Annotated in this window: 12 protein-coding genes and 1 other RNA gene; 8 read left to right on the plus strand and 5 right to left on the minus strand. The window is 58.9% G+C overall.

The features are described from left to right. Positions 1–136: 136 nt before the first annotated feature. A complete protein-coding gene (locus D3Y59_RS18430) occupies positions 137–568 on the minus strand; it encodes a hypothetical protein (RefSeq protein WP_205590816.1) in 432 nt (143 codons plus the stop codon). Between the two features lie 439 nt (positions 569–1,007). On the opposite strand from D3Y59_RS18430, the gene D3Y59_RS09830 reads away from it, so the two are divergent. The 4 genes from D3Y59_RS09830 to D3Y59_RS09845 all read left to right on the plus strand — a co-directional run bounded on the left by D3Y59_RS09830 (position 1,008) and on the right by D3Y59_RS09845 (position 3,685). Beyond that, positions 1,008–1,196 carry a hypothetical protein gene (locus D3Y59_RS09830; RefSeq protein WP_119444896.1) on the plus strand — a complete coding sequence of 63 codons (189 nt, stop codon included), beginning with the start codon at positions 1,008–1,010 and terminating at the stop codon, positions 1,194–1,196. Between the two features lie 385 nt (positions 1,197–1,581). After that, positions 1,582–1,887: a hypothetical protein gene (locus D3Y59_RS09835; protein ID WP_162910672.1), complete on the plus strand. Its 306-nt coding sequence runs from the start codon at positions 1,582–1,584 to the stop codon at positions 1,885–1,887. Between the two features lie 70 nt (positions 1,888–1,957). Continuing rightward, complete coding sequence (locus tag D3Y59_RS09840; RefSeq protein WP_240410325.1) at positions 1,958–2,971, plus strand: sensor histidine kinase; 1,014 nt, start codon at positions 1,958–1,960, stop codon at positions 2,969–2,971. A 27-nt stretch (positions 2,972–2,998) separates the two neighbouring features. After that, positions 2,999–3,685, plus strand: a complete 687-nt coding sequence (locus D3Y59_RS09845) for a LytR/AlgR family response regulator transcription factor (RefSeq protein WP_119444898.1) — start codon at positions 2,999–3,001, stop codon at positions 3,683–3,685. A 30-nt stretch (positions 3,686–3,715) separates the two neighbouring features. On the opposite strand, the gene D3Y59_RS09850 is transcribed toward D3Y59_RS09845, so the two are convergent. Beyond that, complete coding sequence (locus D3Y59_RS09850; RefSeq protein WP_119444899.1) at positions 3,716–3,979, minus strand: hypothetical protein; 264 nt, start codon at positions 3,977–3,979, stop codon at positions 3,716–3,718. Positions 3,980–4,982: 1,003 nt separating this feature from the next. Between D3Y59_RS09850 and D3Y59_RS09855 the strand changes: the two genes are divergently transcribed. Further along, a complete protein-coding gene (locus tag D3Y59_RS09855) occupies positions 4,983–6,149 on the plus strand; it encodes an acyltransferase family protein (protein ID WP_119444900.1) in 1,167 nt (388 codons plus the stop codon). A gap of 390 nt (positions 6,150–6,539) precedes the next feature. On the opposite strand, the gene ssrA is transcribed toward D3Y59_RS09855, so the two are convergent. Together ssrA and D3Y59_RS09865 are read right to left on the minus strand one after the other, a co-directional pair. Then, positions 6,540–6,911, minus strand: a transfer-messenger RNA (tmRNA) gene (ssrA, locus tag D3Y59_RS09860). A 157-nt stretch (positions 6,912–7,068) separates the two neighbouring features. Further along, a complete protein-coding gene (locus D3Y59_RS09865) occupies positions 7,069–7,596 on the minus strand; it encodes a hypothetical protein (RefSeq protein WP_162910673.1) in 528 nt (175 codons plus the stop codon). A 396-nt stretch (positions 7,597–7,992) separates the two neighbouring features. Between D3Y59_RS09865 and D3Y59_RS09870 the strand changes: the two genes are divergently transcribed. Then, positions 7,993–10,014 (plus strand): DNA polymerase III subunit gamma/tau, encoded by a 2,022-nt coding sequence (locus D3Y59_RS09870; protein WP_119444902.1) that lies wholly within the window; start codon positions 7,993–7,995, stop codon positions 10,012–10,014. Between the two features lie 175 nt (positions 10,015–10,189). Here D3Y59_RS09870 and D3Y59_RS09875 read toward each other — a convergent pair whose 3' ends face one another. Then, positions 10,190–10,489, minus strand: a complete 300-nt coding sequence (locus D3Y59_RS09875; RefSeq protein WP_119444903.1) for an endonuclease domain-containing protein — start codon at positions 10,487–10,489, stop codon at positions 10,190–10,192. A 220-nt stretch (positions 10,490–10,709) separates the two neighbouring features. Between D3Y59_RS09875 and D3Y59_RS09880 the strand changes: the two genes are divergently transcribed. Together D3Y59_RS09880 and icd are read left to right on the plus strand one after the other, a co-directional pair. Next, entirely contained in the window at positions 10,710–13,679 is a 2,970-nt protein-coding gene (locus D3Y59_RS09880; protein ID WP_240410326.1) for a M16 family metallopeptidase, read from the plus strand. Between the two features lie 577 nt (positions 13,680–14,256). Then, entirely contained in the window at positions 14,257–15,522 is a 1,266-nt protein-coding gene (gene icd, locus D3Y59_RS09885) for an NADP-dependent isocitrate dehydrogenase (RefSeq protein WP_119444904.1), read from the plus strand. Positions 15,523–15,707: the final 185 nt, after the last annotated feature.

Here is a 15,707-nt window from a genome sequence, read left to right on the forward strand (position 1 = left end):
AATGTGGGTGGGAGGTAGCGAAGGTAGAACTTTGCCCTGTCCTGCTTGGCTTTCCCTAGGTGGCCACCAGCTCCCAAACGCAAAGGAGCCTGCACCAATGGCACAGGCTCCTGCTAAAATGGCTTGGCGGGTAATGCTACATGCGCGAGCCCGAGGTGCTCGAGGTGGAGCGGCTGCGGTTACTCTTGGTTTTGGTGCGGGTGCCCTTCTGCGAGCTGTTGGCGCGGCCCTGGCCGCGTACCGTGCCGTTGGTGGTCGAGCCTTGGCCCATCGAGCCCGAGGTAGTGCCGCTTGTGGTGCCCATGGTGCCCGACGTGGTACCCGTGCCCGAGCCGCTGGTGCTCATGGTGCCCGAGCCGCTGGTAGAGCCCGACGTAGTGCCGGTGGTGCCGCTGGTGGTGCCCGAAGTGGTGGTGCCCATGGTTGTGGAGCCCGAAGTGCTGCCGCTGGTGCTCATGGTAGTAGAGCCGCTGGTGGTGCCACCCGACGTAGTGCCGCCCGTAGTGGTTTGGGCCTGCGCAGCAAAGCCTGCGGCGAACATAGCCGCCAGTACAATTACTTTTTTCATAACGAGGTGCTGTGGTTGAAGATGGATGTGGTTGAAGCCGGGTGGATAACCACCTACCGGAATGCGGGCTTACGCAGGGCATGCGGGCCTGGGTTATTGTTGAGCCAGGCTGCAACCGATATTTCCGTGCTTCTGCGGAAGCTTAGATCCGTACTTACCCCTAGGTCGGCAAGGGCGTTTTGAGCGCCGGGGCTTGGCACGCCCGCAACGTTCAGCCCCGGCTACCATGCCGTATCCGTTGCCGTTCCGCAGGGCTTGCCCCAAGCACACCCAATGCCCCGCGCTGGCCAATAAGACGAACCCGCTGTTCAGATAGATAAGCATTACATCGGCATAAATCGACGGCGCAAGCAAACCGCGAAGGATAGGTTTGAGCATTCAATCGGGCAGGCAAAGCCACCCGAGGTTCTTGCTCCTAACGCCTTGCTCCGCAGCAGCCATGAAAAACTTTCGCTACTACCTCGCTTTGGCCCTGATGCTCATGCTCAGCCTTGCAGTGCGCGTGCACGCTGCCACGCCCGCGGCTAAAGCAGTTGCTCAGGCCCAGCGCGCCCACCACATAGCGCAGCACCTAGGCAGCCGCACGCAACTGCTGCTGCAGCAAACGCACCACTCGGCCTTGCGCTAGCACATCAATTCAAAACGCAATTGCGCGTTGGGCACCTGGCTTCCCGACGACGTTCGCTACCGCAGCCGAATGATTTGTAGCGGCCCAAGGCCTCGCCCGGTTCGTGGGTATTGGCTTTGCCTGAACAGCTATACCGCGCGGCACCCGTGCGTAGCGCCCCTACCTGCCTGCAGGTGGGGGCGCTGCTGTTTGAGGCTAAGCCGGCTTCGGCCAGGGGCTTTTGGCTAGCGCGCCATTACTGGTTGGTACGGCCCGGTAGCGGTTCGTCCCATTTTCCGGGCCTTTCGTCACTTTTTGTTTCGGGCCGGGCGCGGGGCCGCTAACCTTGTGTGGCATTAGGGCAGCAGCGTGGTGCAGCGGCCCGCCCAACCCAACCCCAACTGCCATGCACGCACTTGCACAATTACACCTAGTAGGCGGGCGGCTTTCGGGCTGGTTGCTGGTTGCGGCGGTTGCAGCGCTGGTATGGCTGGCCGCTGGGCGCGCGCTGCAAGGGCAGGCGCCGCGTCGGCTTCCGGCGCCCGTGCCGCCTGCCCACCCGCCGGTGCACACATTGCAGTTTCGGCAGCCAAAGCAGCCGCCCGAGCTGCGGCTTGCCGCGCGCTGGGTAACCGAGCTACCCCAGCACCGGGGTTGCCCCTGCTGCACCATTGCCTGCCTGAGCACGGCGTTTTCCTTCTTACTCACCTAGGGGTTGCAGCCCCGGCCATCTTCCGTTTGTGAAATACCTTAGCCTCTCTTGGTTTCCGGCCTACGGAACCTTGCCATCCGAATCCCGCAGCATTGTGCGCGATGCCCTTATTGGCCTGCTGTTGTGGGTTATGGGCTCCTTGCTGCTGTTTGCTGGCGAAAGCAACGGCGAGCTTGTGTTATACTGGAGCTTTCTGGCAGTGCCGGCAGTGCTGTTGCATTGTTTTGCCTGCTACAAGCTTATTCCGGGCGTGGCAGGCCGTAAGCGCCCGTTTTGGGCCTACCTGCTGCGCCTCGTTCTTACACTGCTGCCCATGGCTTTGGTTTTGGGCGTGCTCTTGGGCGTGCTGCGCAACGACCCCGAAGCCGCCGCGGGCTACGTGGCCCTGCTGCTGCCCTTTCAGCTGCTGATTACCGCCCCGCTCGCGTGGTTGGTGTACCAGCGGCGCACCCGCGGCCAGCGGGCCCTGGAGGGGCTGCGGCAGGAGCTCGGGCACTCGAACGCCTCGCTCGATTTGCTGCGGGCCCAAATCAACCCGCATTTCCTGTTCAACGCGCTCAACACGCTCTACGGCACCGCGCTGCAAGAGCAAAGCGAGCGTACGGCGCAAGGCATTCAGATGCTGGGCGACATGATGCGGTTTATGCTGCACGAAAACCACCAGTCGCGCATTTTGCTGGCCCGCGAAATCGAGTACCTGCGCAACTACGTGGAATTGCAGTCGTTGCGCATCGCTACCTCGCCCAACATCACCATCGAAACCAACATCGAGGAGGTGCCCGAAGCCGCCTGGATTGCCCCCATGCTGCTAATCCCGTTTGTCGAAAACGCGTTCAAGCACGGCATCAGCCTACAGCGCCGCTCCTGGATTAAAACCACGCTGCATTACGCCAACGGCAAGCTGTATTTTGATGTGTACAACAGCACGCACCCCCGGGCCGAGCACGAGCCGCTGGCCGAAGAATCGGGCCTAGGCCTCAGCAACGTGCAGCAGCGGCTGGCGCTGCTTTACCCCAAGCGCCACGACCTGGTAATTCGGGAAACCGGCACCGAATTTTTCGTGCATCTTACGCTGCAGCTGTAAGCGCCGCGTGTTTCTGTTCTGCTTCGCATGATTGCCATTGCCATCGACGACGAGCCCATTGCCCTGAACGTAATTCGCGCCCTGGCCGCAAAGGTGCCGTTTATTGAGCTGAAAGCGTGTTTTACGAACGCGTTTCAGGGGCTGGAATACCTGCAGCAGGAGCCCGTCGATTTGCTGTTTATCGATATCAACATGCCCGATATTTCGGGCCTGGAGCTGGTGAGCAGCTTGGCGCGCAAGCCGCTGGTGGTGTTTACCACAGCCTACGCCGAGCACGCCGTTACCGGCTTTGAGCTCGATGCCCTCGACTACCTGCTGAAGCCTTTTTCGCTGCCGCGGTTTGTGAAAGCGTGCAACAAAGCCCACGAGCAGTTGCAGTTGCGCGGCGCCCATTCCGCCGCGCCTCCCACAGCCCCAAAAGACTACCTGTTCGTGAAAACCGGCTACGAGCAGGTACGCGTGCGCCACGCCGACATTCTGTACCTCGAGGCCGCGGGTAACTACGTAACGTTTGTGCTGGAGGGCAAAAGCGTGCTCACGCGCATGACCATTAATGAACTAGCCGAGCTGTTGCCTGCCGAACGCTTTGTGCGCGTGCACCGCTCGTTTATCGTGGCCCGCAACCGCATCGACCGCATCGAGCGGCATCAGGTAAGCATCGGCGGCAAATGCGTGCCCCTAGGTGCTTCGTACTTGCCGCAGCTGCGGGAGTAGCGCGGGGCTTGGCCGCATGCGCACGCGGCCCTAGGTGAGTAGCAGCGCGGCATATAGGCAGGCCCGGGCCCGGCTCCACAAATCGGTACGGGTTTCCATCTCGCTCAAAACCAAATCGTGGCAACTGTGCAGCAAGTGCGCTTGCTGCTCTTGGCCCAGCGCGGGCGTGCCTTCTTGTATCTGCACCCAGTGCGCCAGCAAGCACGCCGCCTCGATGGTACGGCCCTCGTGCATTGCTTCTTGCACGAGGGCCGCCGCCTGCAGCCCGGCCATGGCAGAGTTAGAGGCGCTCATCTTGTGGTTTGGTTATGGAAAAGGGCGGTTGGGTCTCAAATGTGCAACATTGCCCAGCCAACGGCAAGGAAAAAGTTGCTGCGCTTGTGACGCCTCTAAACGCCTGTTTTGCCTCATGGCCGTGTGCGCTAATTCGCTCCTAAAGCGTTTGATAGCAGCTTTTATGCCCGCGCACCGACATTATTTTTGGCCTTTTGTGACATAGCGTGCGCCCTTTATTTCTCCTTTGCCCGTTTCGCCAGCCGAAATAGGCCCACAACAACCCAACCGCCAGAACGCGCAAAGACCCGGAGCACAGGGCACGCCGGGTCTTTATAATAGCAAAAAGGGAATTTGGGCTTTATACTGTCGAGCTTGCCAAAAGGTTTGGCGAGCCGGGGATTTTCGTGATAATATTTTTTAACGCTATGACTGCGACTGTTGGGCTACCAGCCTCAGAGTAGGATTGGAATCCAGCTCCGAAGTTTACAACACCCATCAGTTTGTGCACAACCGCAGAAAAAACTCGCTCTGTATCACACAAAGCGGGTTATTAGTGGAGCTGCCTGCTCGAAATGATCTGGTACGCGGCCTATTTAAGGCCAAATCACCGGCTGCGCGTGTATCGCATTGTGCCTCAGAATGTAGGCCCAACTAAAGGCATATACCGCCGTCGCCAACTCTTTCTACTAGCACATCGGAAACGGGGCGGCGTAGCGCCTCAGCGCGGCGTGTTTGTTCAATTTTCAAGTACCCTGTGGCTTAACAGGTAGTGTCAATTGGTGTGCCAATACCTCTGGCACCGCCCCCGCTACCGATGCTATTGAATGGGCTCTTTGTCGTCAATTTAAAATAAGGGGAAGGCTTTCGCGCTGGCCAAACTGGGCGGGACGTTAGGAATGGGCACAGTCTACATAATGATACTGTAGCATCGCCGTCCAATGGTACTTCAGCCGCGCCGCGTCACAAGAGCGGAGCTTATCTTTGCACGCCTCCTTAGTTTCCTATTCGCTTCCAACTGTAAATGCAAGTTCAAGAGCCTGTCTTATCCGAAGCAATAGCCACGCCAACCGCGCGTCCCGCGAAGCCCTACTTCGGGGCGCTTACGGGCGTGCGGGCCGTGGCGGCGTACATGGTCTTTGTGCACCATTTCAATCCGTTCAAGGGGGCAACGTCAGCGGCTGGGCAGTTTTTTGAACGCCTTTGCGAAGAGCTGCACATCGGCGTGACGCTGTTCTTTGTGCTATCGGGGTTGTTGATCTGCGTGCGGTACATGGACCACGTCGAACTCAGCGGCCGCTGGGCGCTGCGCTACCTGCGCAACCGAGTGGCCCGCATCTACCCGTTGTACCTTCTGCTAACGCTGCTGACCTTCGCTGCCTTTGCCTTGCGCCCCGAGTTGGATAACCTCGAGCAGTGGAAGTGGTACGCTGCTCGGGATAAGCTGGCGGTCATCATATCGAACATCACCTTTCTGCGGGGCTTCTTTGACGACCTAAAATTCTCCGGCATTGCCCAGGGCTGGTCGTTGACGGTGGAAGAGTGCTTCTACTTTACCGCGCCTTTTTTGCTGCTGGGGCTAACGCGCAGCCGCGGGCTCATCTGGCTTTACCCTCCGGTATTGGTTGGCCTGGGTCTGTTGCTGGTGCAAGTATTGGCTCCGCGCCAACTGCTCGGCTTGTTTGACTCGAACGAATTTATGTTCATCTACACTTTCTTCGGTCGCAGCACCGAGTTTGTGGTGGGCATGGCGCTGGGCTTGCTAGTGAAGCGCCGCACGCGGCCGACGCAGCCCGGGTGGTTATGGACCGGCACCGGGCTGGTTTGGATATTTGGGTGCCTCCTCGTATTGATCAGCCTGCATTCGGAAACGCTAGGCGGCGGATTCGGCAGCCCTTGGCGCATTGTGGTCAATAACGCCGTGCTGCCGCTGGGCATTGCGTCCCTGTTTTATGGTCTGATTTACGAGCGGTCAGCAATGCAAGCGGTCCTTTCCACGCCGCTATTCGACACGCTGGGCAAAAGCTCGTACGCTTTCTACCTAGTGCACATGAGCGTTTTCAGCGTGGCCCTCGACATATGGATTTCCAATAACGTGGGCTTAAAATTCGTGCTACTGAACCTGTTGGCTTATGGGCTGTACCGCGCGGTGGAAAAGCCCCTCCACCGAATTATTGCAGGCCGCGCTTGATCAAACTTTTGTCTTTTCCATCTGCCATGCTATAACACTACCGGCAGAAGTGGGGCTTTCGATTTATACATAGCACCTCCTCGTTAAATACGGTTGTTGGGGTGCTGTCTGCACACCCATTAACTAAGGCCGCGCCTAACCCTATCTAGTTTACTACCCGGTGGCGTTGATAGAGCAAATAATTGTCGCAATGCCGGGGGCGGCGTGGTAAAACTAGGCGGCGCAATCTTGGGTATAGAGGCAACTGTGTAGCGTACCGTTGAAAAAGCGCAGCTGGACGGCGGTGGCGATGAACTTAACTAGCTTGATGCTGCCCATGACACGGTGGGAATATTGGCAGTGATTTGCCAAAAACAAAAAAACCCGCTCTGCATTACGCAAAGCGGGTTTCAGTGGAGCTGCAGGGAGTCGAACCCTGGTCCAGACAAGGAGAGCGTCGAGCTTTCTACGTGTGTATCCGAGCTTGCTTTGTTCGAAGTAACCTAGGCGCCCGTCAGGCCTTTGAGTTACCCTTATCTGCTTGAGATTCACCTAGGCGTCGCAGCGCCACCTAGGCTATCCTTATTCTTTCGACACCCCGTGCTCACCCGTGATAAGGCAGACGGATGCGGGATGATGGCTATTGCTTAGTACCTAGACTAGGCAGCCATGGCGTAGCTATACTCGCCAGTTGTTGTTCGGATGATTTGTTGGCGAGAGATTCACCCAACTCTCGACACGCTTACTCGCGACCTGCACGAGCTGTCAATTCCGGTCAGCCCCAATTGTGTAAGAACGACCCGCCGTGGTAAGCGGGGCTGCGAAGGTACGCAAGCAGATGAATAACGGATGAAACAGTGCAAAAAGTTTCGGGGCGCCGGCCTTCCGCTGCTTGCAGAAGCCGGCGCCCCGAAACTTTTTGTCTTAGGCCCTACAAGGCTCAGCTCATGGCCGGCGTGTTGCCAGGCGTACGCAACAACGAAGCCGGACGGGTAGACCAGAAATGGGCACTGTACGCCCGGAAGGCCAGGTACAAGGCCAGCGGCGTTTCGATGAGCAGCGCGAGTTTGCGCACCCAGTCGCTTTGCAGCAGCAGGTTCACGAGTTCGTTTTCGCTGAAGGCAGCGGCCAACGGCACCCGCGCTAAGAAAAACGCTGCCCACACGGCTACGTGGCACAGCAACAATACCCACAGCACGCCCCTAGGTACGGCGGCAGGTTTGCTGCGCAGCAACGCCAACACCAGCACCGTAAGCACTACCGATGGCACCATGAGAAAGAGCGTTGTGGAAGGCGAGTTGGCCATGTTCCAGGCTGCAAAATCGGTCAGGCTCAGGTATGAGCTCATTTCCGACCAACTGCGGTACTCTTGCCACTCGGTGGTAGCCGAAGCCACCAGGCAGTACAACGTCAGCAATACATAGGCTGCCAGAAGCCACCGCGATTGTGAAGTAGAAGCTGTTTCCATAGAAGATGTTTTGGGTATGTGGATGGTTGTGGGCGCAAGCAACCGTATAGGCAGCTTGCAAGAGCGTATCAATATAATTACATTATTTAACAAACACAAGTAATTATTATAATAATTATAAACTCGTCAATAAATACCACAGTGCTTTATTAAGGATTTAGAGCCGTGCATGCTGGCCAGAGCCCAAATTGACGTGTGCTTGAGGAGCGTATTCCCTCGTTATATAATAGCTTGTTAATTAATATTTTACATATACGCATGTAGCAGCAATTCGCTTCAGATCAAAGGTTAGTGCTACTGCCTGGTTGGTTCCGCCAAGGCTTTCGCACCTAGGGCTGGCGCCGGCGAAAAGCCGCGGAAGCGCGCCGCCGAATGCGTATCTTTGTGGAACTGGCTATGGAGAATTTCGTCGTTTCGGCTCGTAAGTACCGCCCCGCTACTTTTCGGAGTGTAGTTGGGCAGCAGCACGTGACCACCACGCTGCAAAACGCCATTGTTACCGGCCACTTGGCCCAGGCGTTTCTGTTTTGCGGTCCGCGCGGTGTGGGCAAAACCACCTGTGCCCGCATTCTGGCCAAAACCATCAACTGCACCAGCCTCACGCCCGAGGCCGAAGCCTGCAACGAGTGCGACTCGTGTCGGGCCTTCAACCAAAGCGCCTCGTTTAATGTGCACGAGCTCGACGCGGCCTCGAACAACTCCGTGGAGGACATCCGCTCCCTGGTGGAGCAGGTACGCTACGTCCCGCAGCAAGGCCGTTACAAGGTGTACATCATCGACGAGGTGCACATGCTCTCGAATGCGGCTTTCAATGCCTTCCTTAAAACGCTGGAAGAGCCGCCGGGCTACGCCATTTTTATTCTGGCCACCACCGAGCGCCACAAAATCATTCCCACGATTCTGTCGCGCTGCCAGATCTTCGACTTTAACCGCATCAAGCTCGACGACATCGTTGGGCACCTAGGCTACATTGCCGGCAAAGAGCAAGTAACTGCCGAAGACGACGCGCTGCACCTGATTGCCCAAAAAGCCGACGGCGGCCTGCGCGACGCGCTCAGCATTTTCGACCAGATGGTGACCTTCTCGGGCCATCAGCTGAGCTACCGCGCGGTGGTGCAAAACCTGCACGTGCTCGATTACGAGTACTATTTCCGCCTTACCGAAGCCTGCCTAACCCAAAACCTTTCGGCCACGCTGCTGCTGCTCGAGGAGGTGGTGCAGAACGGCTTCGACCTGCACCAGTTTGTGATTGGTGCCGCCGAGCACCTGCGCGGCCTGCTGGTGTGCAAAGACCCGCAAACCGTCCAGCTCCTGGAAGTATCGGAAGGCTTGCGCCAGCGCTACGCCGACCAAGCCCGCCAGGCCCCGCTTAGCTTCTTGGTAACGGGACTGAACCTGCTCAGCCAGTGCGACCGGGACTTTAAAGCTGCCAAAAACCAGCGCCTGCACGTGGAGTTGGCCCTGATGAAGCTGGCTTACCTGCGCAATGCCGTGCAACTCACCCACGATTTGGTGGCCGGTGCGCAGCTAGCTTCGTCGGGCAACGGCGAGGCTAAAAAAAAAACTGATGGTGTAGCCTCTGCTGCGCCTGCCGTGCCGGCCCCCATCGGCAACCCCACTGGGTACGCGCCCAACGGCCACGCGTCGGCCGTGCGCGAAACGGCGGCTCCCTCCTACCCCAAAGCCAACGGCGCGCCCGTGGCAGCGCCGGCCGCTCCGGAGCCCATTGTGCCGGTGCAAAGCGGCGTTGAGGAGTTGCACCCCACGCCCAGCATCGAAACGGAGCTGGAGGAAGTGCCCTCCACGCGCCGGCAGCTGGTGGATACCCTGCCGCACGTAGAAACCGGCCGCCCTAGCGTGGCCGGCCACGAGCCGGGCAGCCGGGCTTTGGTGGCCGAGCCCGTAGCGGCCGCTGCACCCGGCAGTGCCCGCCCCGCGCCCAAGCCCATTGCCATTCCGAAGCTAAACCTGCAGGCGGTGAAAGCCCAGGCCACGCAGCGCCAGGAAGCCGCGGCGGCCGTGCTGGAGGAAGAAGCCGCCGCACCGGTCACGGGCACCGTCAACCAAGCTATGCTGCAGCAGGTGTGGCGCGAGTTGGCCGAAGCCCGCAAGCAAATCAGCATGAGCGAGTTTATGACGTTGAACCGGCCCATTCAGGCCGATGAACAGCACGTGATTCGCCTGCAGCTCGAAAACCCGGTGCAGCTTGACCAGTTCAACGCGTTCAAGCCCGAGTTTTTGTCGGCCTTGCGCCAGCGCACCGGCTACCGGTCGCTCACCATCCACACCGAAGTAACGGAGCAGGTGCAAACCGGCAAGCGCCTCTACACCTCGTCGGATAAGTTTGAGTACCTGGCCGAAAAGTTTCCGGTGCTGCACGAGATGAAGCACCGCCTAGGTCTGGACACCGACTTTTAACGGGGCAGCCGCCAACCCGTTCCCCTCCTTTTTGAAGGAGGGGACGCCGGGCCGCAGGCACGGCTGGGGTGGTTCTGTCGTTGCTGACGCCCGTGCCTTCTTTGCATCATCCAGCTTGAAACTCCTGTCTGATGGCTTCAAGCACCCACTCTGGCTGCTCGAACACCAGCTTGTTTTAAAAGCGCAGCACCCGTATGCCCACGTGGCGTAGGTAAGCTGCGCGCGCCACATCGTGCGCTTCCCCGGCAACGTCGAAGTGCCCCTGCCCATCCAGTTCCACTGCCAGTCGCTCAGCTGGGCAGTAGAAATCCAAAATGTACGGCCCTACGCTGTGTTGCCGACGAAATTTGCGGTTGTCAAGCCTTCCGCCTTGCAGGGCCTTCCACAGCGCCGCTTCGGCAGGGGTGAGGTTTCCGCGGAGCTGTTTACGAGTCTGCTTTAGCTCTTGGCGGTTGTGGCGGAATGTGTTGGGCATGCCTAGGTGCTGATTTTATATTGCTACGCAACATCGATAATCCGCGGTGCCAGTAGTCTGCGCCGGTGCCCTAGGTGCTCAACGTCAGCAACGACGGAACCACCCCAGCCGCGCCTGCGGCCCGGCGTCCCCTCCTTCAAAAAGGAGGGAAGCGGGTTGTTCTGGCCGCATCGCTACCTTTGGTAGCTACCCATTACTTGTTTTTCACCTCATCTGCTCCGTGAAAAAACCAATCCTGCTCCTGCTGCCGGCCGCCGTGGCGCTTGGCCTGATGCAGTGCCAGCTCAGCAAAACGGCCGCTACCGCCACTAGCCCCCAGCCCCCGGCGGCAGCCGAGGCACCTAGGGCCAAAGAATACAAGTACACCACCGTGGAGGGCGACCCGCTGAAAACGCGCATCTACACCCTCGAGAACGGCCTGACGGTGTACCTCTCCGACTACGACGATGCGCCGCGCATCCAAACGTACGTAGCGGTGCGGGCCGGCTCCAAAAACGACCCGGCCGATGCTACCGGCCTTGCGCACTACCTCGAGCACATGGTGTTTAAAGGTACCTCGCGCCTAGGTGCCCAGAACTTTGAGGCCGAACGAGCCGAGCTGCAGAAGATAGAAGGCCTGTACGAGAAGTACCGCGGCACCCGCGACGCGGCGCAGCGCAAAGCGTTGTACCACCAGATCGACTCCATCTCGAGCGTGGCGGCGAAGTACGCCGTGGCCAACGAGTACGACAAGCTGATGGGCGCCATTGGCGCGAAAGGCTCGAACGCTTACACCTCGGTGGAGCAGACGGTGTACCAAGAGGATATTCCGTCGAACCAGATCGAGAAATGGGCCTCGGTGCAGGCCGAGCGGTTTGGCGAACTGGTGCCGCGCTTGTTCCACACCGAGCTGGAGGCTGTGTACGAGGAGAAAAACCGCGGCCTCGACAACGACTTCAACAAGGAGTTTGAGGCCATGAATGCTTCCCTTTTCAAGAAGCACCAATACGGCACCCAGACCACCATCGGCACGATTGAGCACCTGCAGAACCCGTCCATCACGGAGATTAAGCGGTATTTCAACAAGTACTACGTGCCCAACAACATGGCCGTGGCCATGAGCGGCGACCTGGACTTCGACCAGACCATCCGCATTGTTGACCAGTTCTTTGGCAAGCTGGAGCGCAAGCCCCTGCCCGACTTTGTGCCGGCCGGCGAGGAGCCCATTGCGGCGCCCATTGTAAAGGAGATAAAAGGCCCCAACGCCGAAAACGTGATGTTGGGCTTCCGCTTTCCGGGCACGGCTACCAAGGATGCGTTGGTGCTGCGCATGATCGACAAGATCCTGACGAACGGCCAGGCCGGCCTCATCGACCTGAACCTGAACCAGAAGCAGGCTGTACTGGAAGCCGCTTCGTTTACCGACATCAACAACGACTACAGCACGCACGTGCTGTACGGCACGCCCCGCCAAGGCCAGAGCCTCGACCAAGTGCGCAACCTGCTGCTGGCCCAACTGGATAAGGTGAAGAAGGGCGACTTCCCGGAGTGGCTGATTCCGGCCATCATCAACAACGAGCAGTTGCAGCGCATCAAGAGCTACGAAAGCAACGAGGCACGCGCCGGCGCCTTTGTGGCGGCCTTTGTGGCCCGCGAAAACTGGAAAGACTACCTGCAGCAGTTCGAGGACTTCGGCAAGATTACCAAGGAGGATGTAATGCGCGTGGCCAACCAATACTACGGCCCCGGCTACGCCCTCGTGTACAAGCGCACCGGCAAAGACACCAACACGCCCAAAGTAATTAAGCCGGCCATTACGCCCGTGCCCGTAAACCGCGACGCGGCTTCGGATTACTACAAGCAGGTAGTGGGCATGCCCTCGCCCGAGCTGCAGCCGGTGTTCGTCGATTACAAGAAGGACATTCAGCAAACGGAGCTGAAGCCCGGCCTGCCGCTGCACTACACCCAGAATAAGGAGAACGGCCTGTTCTCGCTGTACTACGTGCTCGACCTAGGCACCAACAACGACCCCAAGCTTGGCCTCGCGGCCGACTACCTGCAGTACTTGGGCACGGGCAAGTACTCGGCCGCCCAACTGCAGCAGGAGTTTTACAAGCTCGGCTGCTCGTTTGGCGTGCAAAGCGGCCCCGACCGCGTGTTCGTGAGCCTTTCGGGCCTCGATAAGAACTTGGAGCCGGCCTTGCAGCTGTTCGAGCAGTTGCTTGCCAACCCCACCCCCGACGCCGACGCCCTGAAAAACATGGTGGCCGGTGTGCTGAAAAACCGCCAGGATGCCAAGCTGAACAAAGGCGTGATTCTGCAGCAGGCCATGGTGAACTACGCCAAGTACGGCCCCAACAACCCCTTCACGAACATTGTAAGCGAGAAGGAGCTGAAGGCGCTGAAGCCGCAGGATTTGATCGGCCGCATCAAGCAGCTGCCCACCTACCAGCACCGCGTGCTGTACTATGGCCCGCGCGGCACCCAGGAGCTGCAAAGCACGTTGGTAACCCAGCACAAGGTTCCGGCTAAGCTAATTCCCACTCCGCCTACCAAGGAGTTTGGCGAGCAGCCGCTGAAAGACCGCCGCGTGTACTGGACCGACTACAACATGGTACAGGCCGAAATTCTGTTCCTGAGCAAGCGCGACGCCTACGACCCCAAGCTGGTGCCCACCGTAAGCCTCTACAACGAGTACTTCGGCGGCAACATGGGCTCCATCGTGTTTCAGGAGCTGCGCGAATCGAAGGCCCTGGCGTACTCGGCCACTTCGCGCTACGCCAACGCCGACAAGCAGGGTCGCTCCAACTACCAGCTCAGCTACATTGGCACGCAAGCCGATAAGCTGCCCGAGGCCATGGCCGGCATGCAAACCCTGCTGAACGACATGCCCATGGCCGAGGCCAACCTGAACATTGCCCGCCAGAGCATCCGCAACAGCATTGCCACGGAGCGCATCACCAAGTCGGATATTCTGTTCAGCTACGAGCGGGCCCGGCGCCTAGGTCTTGACTACGACTTGCGCCGCGACATCTACGAGCAGACCCAAAACATGAGCCTCGCCGACCTCAAGAAGTTTCAGGAAGCCAAGGTGAAAGACCAGCCGCAAACCATCCTGGTTATCGGCTCGAAGGACCGTCTGAACTTTAAGGAACTAGCCAAATACGGCGAGGTGAAACAGCTCACGCTAAAGGAAATTTTCGGGTACTAAACGACAGAACAACCAGCTCCTCTCCTCAGATGAGGAGGGGACGCCGCAACGCAGTTGCGGCTGGGGTGGTTGACCTCGTGGCAGATAGTAACCTCAACCCAAAAGGAACGTCATGTCGAGCCCCGTCGAGACATCTCGCCGAATAGTAATTACTGTCTAGCGTTAGCACGTGAGATGTCTCGACAAGCTCGACATGACGTTCCTTTATCAGACGAGTTGGTCGCCCTAGGTGGCGTCAGTCCAACGATTGTCAACCACCCCGCCCTACGGGCACCCCTCCTCATCTGAGGAGGGGAGTTTCGTTCAGCTTCGCTTTTACCGCAAAGGGCCGGCACCACCTGGGTGCCGGCCCTTTTGCTTGTGCGGGGGCACCTAAGGCAGCTGTGGTTGCCTAACCAAGCTGGGGGCGCAACGGCGCATATACGACATTTTTTTCAAACACTTGTTTGGGCCCAATTAATGTCGGTGCTTTGCATCCGCTTAGGGCCAAACGCGCTGGCTGAGCCGGCTCTTTGGCCCGTTTAGTTTCTTCACCAAACACCCTTAACCCCGGCGTCATCTACTGACAACGTAACATATGGCAGACCAGAAGATTACCATCAAGAACGGCAAACTCAACGTTCCTGACCGCCCCATCATCCCGTTCATCGAAGGCGACGGTACCGGTCCGGACATCTGGGCTGCCTCGGTGCGCGTATTCGACGCCGCCGTTGAAAAGGCATACGGCGGACAGCGCAAGATTGAGTGGAAAGAGGTGCTGGCCGGCGAAAAGTCGTTCAAGCAACTCAACAACTGGCTGCCCAACGAAACCCTCGATGCCTTCCGCGAATACCTCGTGGGCATCAAAGGCCCCCTCACCACGCCCGTAGGCGGTGGCATTCGCTCGCTGAACGTGGCCCTGCGCCAGGAGCTCGACCTGTACGCCTGCGTACGCCCGGTGCGCTGGTTCCAGGGCGTGCCTTCGCCCGTGAAGCACCCGGAGCTGACCGACATGGTCATCTTCCGCGAAAACACCGAAGACATCTACGCCGGCATTGAGTACATGAACGGCACGCCGCAGGCCCAGAAAATGCTGGAATTCCTGCAAGACGAGATGGGCGTAAAGAAAATTCGCTTCCCCGAGTCGTCGTCGTTCGGCATCAAGCCCGTTTCGAAGGAGGGCACCGAGCGCCTCGTGCGCGCTGCCATCCAGTACGCACTGGACAACAAGCGCGAGTCGGTGACGATTGTCCACAAGGGCAACATCATGAAGTTCACCGAGGGAGCCTTCAAGACCTGGGGCTACGAGCTGGCCGAACGCGAGTTTGGCGACCGGGTATTCACCTGGGCGCAGTACGATAAGCTGGCCGCCAAGCACGGCCAGGACGCGGCCAACACCCACATGAAGAACGAGCTGGCCTCGGGCAAGATCCTCATCAAGGACAGCATCGCCGATGCCTTCCTGCAGCAGATCCTGCTCCGCCCCTCCGACTACGACGTGGTGGCCACCCTGAACTTGAACGGCGACTACATCTCCGACGCCCTCGCCGCTATCGTCGGCGGCATCGGCATCGCGCCGGGCGCCAACATCAACTACGTTACCGGCCACGCCATCTTCGAAGCTACCCACGGCACCGCGCCCAAGTACGCCGGCCTCGACAAGGTGAACCCCGGTTCGGTAATCCTGTCGGGTGCCCTGATGCTGGAGCACATGGGCTGGCAGGAAGCCGCCGACCTGATCTACAAAGGTCTGGAAGCCGCCATTGCCGACAAGCGCGTTACCTACGACTTCGAACGCCTGATGGAGGGTGCTACCTTGCTGAAGTGCTCGGAGTTCGGCGAGGAAATCGTGAAGAACATGTAATTCCGCTGACCTAAGTCAGTAACCCAAAAACCCCGCGTTGGCTTCGGCCGGCGCGGGGTTTTTGTTTTCGGTTTTGAAGATAATCGGCCTGATCCAGCCAAGGGCTACCGGGAGGCCAAACCCAGCACGCCGACTATACTCTCAGGCTGTAATCGGCAGCTCCTACCTAGGGCGTTCTGCAACGG

It is taken from the genome of Hymenobacter oligotrophus, assembly GCF_003574965.1.
GTDB lineage: Bacteria > Bacteroidota > Bacteroidia > Cytophagales > Hymenobacteraceae > Solirubrum > Solirubrum oligotrophum.

Excerpts from the sequence above, each read along its gene's own strand:
- D3Y59_RS09835 (WP_162910672.1), top strand. The coding sequence starts at position 1,582 with ATGCACGCACTTGCACAATTACACCTAGTAGGCGGGCGGCTTTCGGGC.
- D3Y59_RS09845 (WP_119444898.1), top strand. The coding sequence starts at position 2,999 with ATGATTGCCATTGCCATCGACGACGAGCCCATTGCCCTGAACGTAATT.
- icd (WP_119444904.1), top strand. The coding sequence starts at position 14,257 with ATGGCAGACCAGAAGATTACCATCAAGAACGGCAAACTCAACGTTCCT.
- D3Y59_RS18430 (WP_205590816.1), bottom strand. The coding sequence starts at position 568 with ATGAAAAAAGTAATTGTACTGGCGGCTATGTTCGCCGCAGGCTTTGCT.
- D3Y59_RS09855 (WP_119444900.1), top strand. The coding sequence starts at position 4,983 with ATGCAAGTTCAAGAGCCTGTCTTATCCGAAGCAATAGCCACGCCAACC.
- D3Y59_RS09865 (WP_162910673.1), bottom strand. The coding sequence starts at position 7,596 with ATGGAAACAGCTTCTACTTCACAATCGCGGTGGCTTCTGGCAGCCTAT.
- D3Y59_RS09830 (WP_119444896.1), top strand. The coding sequence starts at position 1,008 with ATGAAAAACTTTCGCTACTACCTCGCTTTGGCCCTGATGCTCATGCTC.
- D3Y59_RS09875 (WP_119444903.1), bottom strand. The coding sequence starts at position 10,489 with ATGCCCAACACATTCCGCCACAACCGCCAAGAGCTAAAGCAGACTCGT.
- D3Y59_RS09870 (WP_119444902.1), top strand. The coding sequence starts at position 7,993 with ATGGAGAATTTCGTCGTTTCGGCTCGTAAGTACCGCCCCGCTACTTTT.
- D3Y59_RS09850 (WP_119444899.1), bottom strand. The coding sequence starts at position 3,979 with ATGAGCGCCTCTAACTCTGCCATGGCCGGGCTGCAGGCGGCGGCCCTC.